Source organism: Cypionkella sp., assembly GCF_034376685.1.
In the GTDB taxonomy this organism is placed as follows: domain Bacteria; phylum Pseudomonadota; class Alphaproteobacteria; order Rhodobacterales; family Rhodobacteraceae; genus Cypionkella.
Window position 1 is genome coordinate 1 of sequence record NZ_JAXMJJ010000032.1, and the last position, 3,395, is coordinate 3,395.

The window sequence follows — 3,395 nt, forward strand, 5'->3', positions numbered from 1 at the left end:
GAATTTGGAGCGTTGCCTGTTCCCCGCCGCAAGTGCTGCCAAGATCGCAGGCACGGGTGCGCAGGTGGTGTTGCTGTCAGAGATGGACAATGGCATGGCTCGCACAGCACAAGCCCACACCACGGCAGAGGTCGCAGCAGCACTTAGCATGGCCTTTGCCTATGGTGTCGAATTCATCGAACTCGGGCTAGGCTCTGAAACCGAGCTTGAGTTCTGCACCGATACACATAACCGCGCGGGCTTTCACGGCAACGCGGTACTGGCGGCCATGCCGTTGGTCCGCCCTTTTCTGCTGCGTCTGCCGGGGCAGCGGTTCTGGTTTCTGTCGGGCGGTGATCAGCCGCGCTTGGGCGAGCGGATGGCGATTGGCGCGCTGGTTGCAACCGAGGCGGGGCCAGTCGTGATGGTCTCGACCCATCTGGAAAGCAACGCGGATGCTGCGCAGCGGGAAGCACAGCTGCGGTTTCTGATCGACGCGCTGGAAACCGCGTTTCCCAATCTGCCGCTGTTGATCGGCGGCGATCTAAACACCGGCAACCACATCGGCGGCGATTGGCGGGATGAGACGTTGTTTGATCACGCGACGGGCCGGGGTTTCACCATCCACGGCGGCCCCGAAACCACCATGACCACGCGGCCAAGCCTGATCACCCGCTGGCCCGACCGGGCGATGAAGCTGGACTGGTTTCTGACACGCGGATTGCAGGCTGCGCAGTGTCACATCGTCGCCTCAACGGACGCAGTCGGCAGACCACTGTCCGATCATGACATGATCGTGCTGGAAATCGCCGGTTTCGCACCGCGAGCCTGAAGCCTAGCCAAGCAGCAGCGAACTTATGGAAGCCACCCGCTGAGTGGCTGCGATACGCGCACCTGAGAAGCGGCAACATCACCACACCTATCACAGAACCGTCTCGCAAGCCCCCGACAGGGGCAGCAGACCCCCGCCGACCTACCCACCCAGCCCCGATTGTCGGTTCGCACTGTTCTGGGCTCGTGCGTTCTGTCAAAGTGTCTGCGGATCAAAGGAGACCCAATCCGCGTGAATTCCGCTCGTCTGCCCCCTGCCTCCGCCCCCACCACGTTTCGCGCGCGTTTCTCTGCTCTGCGTAATATCTGGCCGTTTCTGACGCTCGTGTGGCAGGCCAGCCCGTCGCTTATGCTGGTCTCAATGGTTTTGCGCTTGATCCGGGCGGTGCTTCCGGTGGCGGCGCTGTGGATTGGCAAGTTGATCATCGACGAAGTCGTGCGGCTTTCGGCGCTGCCGGACCGTCCGACTGATCTGGCGGGTTGGTGGAACAGTGATGCCCTCGGACTGCTGATCAGCTACGTTCTGGCCGAACTCGCCCTTGCGATCCTGTCCGATGTGCTGGGCCGTATCGTCGGGCTGGTCGACACACTGCTGTCGGACCGTTTGACGATGTCGTCGTCGATCCGGCTGATGGAACACGCGGCCACCCTCGATCTGGAAGATTTCGAGGATGCCGAGTTTCAAGACAAGCTGGAGCGCGCGCGCAGGCAAGCCAGCGGTCGGATGACGCTGATGGGCCTGCTGTTCACCCAGATGCAGAACCTTCTCACCGTCGCGACCTTTGCCGCAGGTTTGGTGATCTTCAATCCGTGGCTGATCCTGTTGCTGGCCTTGGCGCTGATTCCGGCCTTTATCGGCGAGGCGCATTTCAACGCGCAGAGCTATTCGCTGGATTTTGGCCGCACCCCGGAACGGCGTGAGTTGGACTATGTCCGCCAGACTGCCGCGAGTGTCGAATCCGCCAAAGAGGTCAAGATCTTCGGGTTGAACGGATTTCTCACCGAACGCTATCGCGAGTTGTCGGAAAGCTTCTACACCGCAAGCCGCACGATCGCACAAAAGCGCGCACTCTGGGGCGGCGTGCTGACAGCGCTGGGCACGCTGGGCTATTACGCCGCCTATGCCTGGATCATCGCGGGAACGCTGGCGGGGCAGTTGTCACTGGGCGACCTGACCTTCCTGTCCGGCTCGTTCCTGCGTCTGCGCGGCTTGCTGGAGGGCCTGCTGACCTCGTTTTCCTCCACCGCCGCACAGGCGCTTTATCTCGACGATCTGTTCAGCTTCTTCGAGGTCGAGCCCGAGATCCTCTCCGCCCCCGATGCCCTGCCTTTCCCCAATCCGATCCGCACGGGTTTTGTGTTTGAAAACGTCGGCTTCCGTTATCCGGGGGCAGAGCGTTGGGCGGTGCGCGGCATGAACTTTACCCTGCAGGCGGGCGAGACTTTGGCACTGGTGGGGGAAAACGGTGCGGGCAAGACCACCCTCGTGAAACTGCTGGCGCGGCTTTACGATCCCGACGAAGGCCGCATCACGCTGGATGGCCATGATCTGCGCCAGTATGATCTTGACGGCTTGCGCGGCGCAATGGGGGTGATCTTTCAGGATTTCATGCGCTATAATCTCAGCGCCGCCGACAACATCGCGGTGGGCCGGATTGAAGAACGCGACAACCGCCCCCGCATCATCGACGCCGCCCGCCGCAGTCTGGCCGATCAGGTGATCAACGGCCTGCCGAAGCAATATGACCAGATGATCGGCAAGCGCTTTCGCAATGGCGTCGAACTTTCCGGCGGCGAATGGCAAAAGCTGGCCATCGCCCGCGCCTATATGCGCGGGGCCGAGGTGCTGATCCTGGATGAACCGACAGCCGCCCTTGACGCGCGATCAGAGTTTGAAGTGTTCCAGCGCTTCAAGGAACTCAGCGCCGGTAAGACCGCCATCCTGATCTCACACCGCTTCAGTTCGGTGCGGATGGCTGACCGAATTCTGGTGCTGGCTGACGGCCGCGTCGAGGCCTCTGGCACCCATGCGGAACTGCTTGCCCAATCCGGCCGCTATGCCGAACTTTTCGAATTGCAAGCTGCGGGCTATCGCTGAGAGAAAAGCGGAGAGGTATGCCGATGCCTTTGGCGCTGCGCCAATCGACTAGGACGTATTTCTCACACGCGAGTGGCCGGTTCAGAAATGCGTTGTGAGGCTGGCCATAACCACATCCAAGCTTAAGTCGTGCCAGACTGGTGATTGTGAGGTCGCGCACCCGACCCGTATTTTGCCAAACTCAGTCGCGCCAAGATGGGTCCGTTCTGTCCAATTGCGATTTCAGATAGTCAAAATGCGCTGTGGCCATGCCGCTGTAGTCATGCCAGCCCGCAGCTGTCCTTTGTGCAACATCATGCGACAGCACGTTCAAAGGCTGGCCGCTGGCATAGGCGATCATCAAGGTCTGCGCGGCTTTCTCGAAGAAATATAGTTTCTCAAACGCTTCGGCCACTGTAACGCCGCTGACTGATATGCCGTGATTGCCCATCATCAGGCAGCTACAACTACCCAAAGCCGCTGCCAGACGCGCGCCTTCTTCGGCTTC

3 protein-coding genes are annotated in these 3,395 nt (G+C 60.8%); 2 read left to right on the forward strand and 1 reads right to left on the reverse strand.

Translation table 11 applies throughout. The features are described from left to right. Together U1A24_RS07320 and U1A24_RS07325 are read left to right on the forward strand one after the other, a co-directional pair. The coding region (locus U1A24_RS07320; RefSeq protein ID WP_322321323.1) for an endonuclease/exonuclease/phosphatase family protein at nt 1-811 on the forward strand (811 nt) is incomplete at its 5' end. Between the two features lie 231 nt (nt 812-1,042). Further along, the gene (locus tag U1A24_RS07325) at nt 1,043-2,908 is read left to right on the forward strand and encodes an ABC transporter ATP-binding protein (protein WP_322321324.1); all 1,866 of its coding nucleotides are present in this window, start codon (nt 1,043-1,045) and stop codon (nt 2,906-2,908) included. A gap of 181 nt (nt 2,909-3,089) precedes the next feature. On the opposite strand, the gene U1A24_RS07330 is transcribed toward U1A24_RS07325, so the two are convergent. Then, nucleotides 3,090-3,395 (reverse strand): class II aldolase/adducin family protein (locus tag U1A24_RS07330; protein WP_322321325.1); only part of this gene is annotated, 306 nt, incomplete at its 5' end.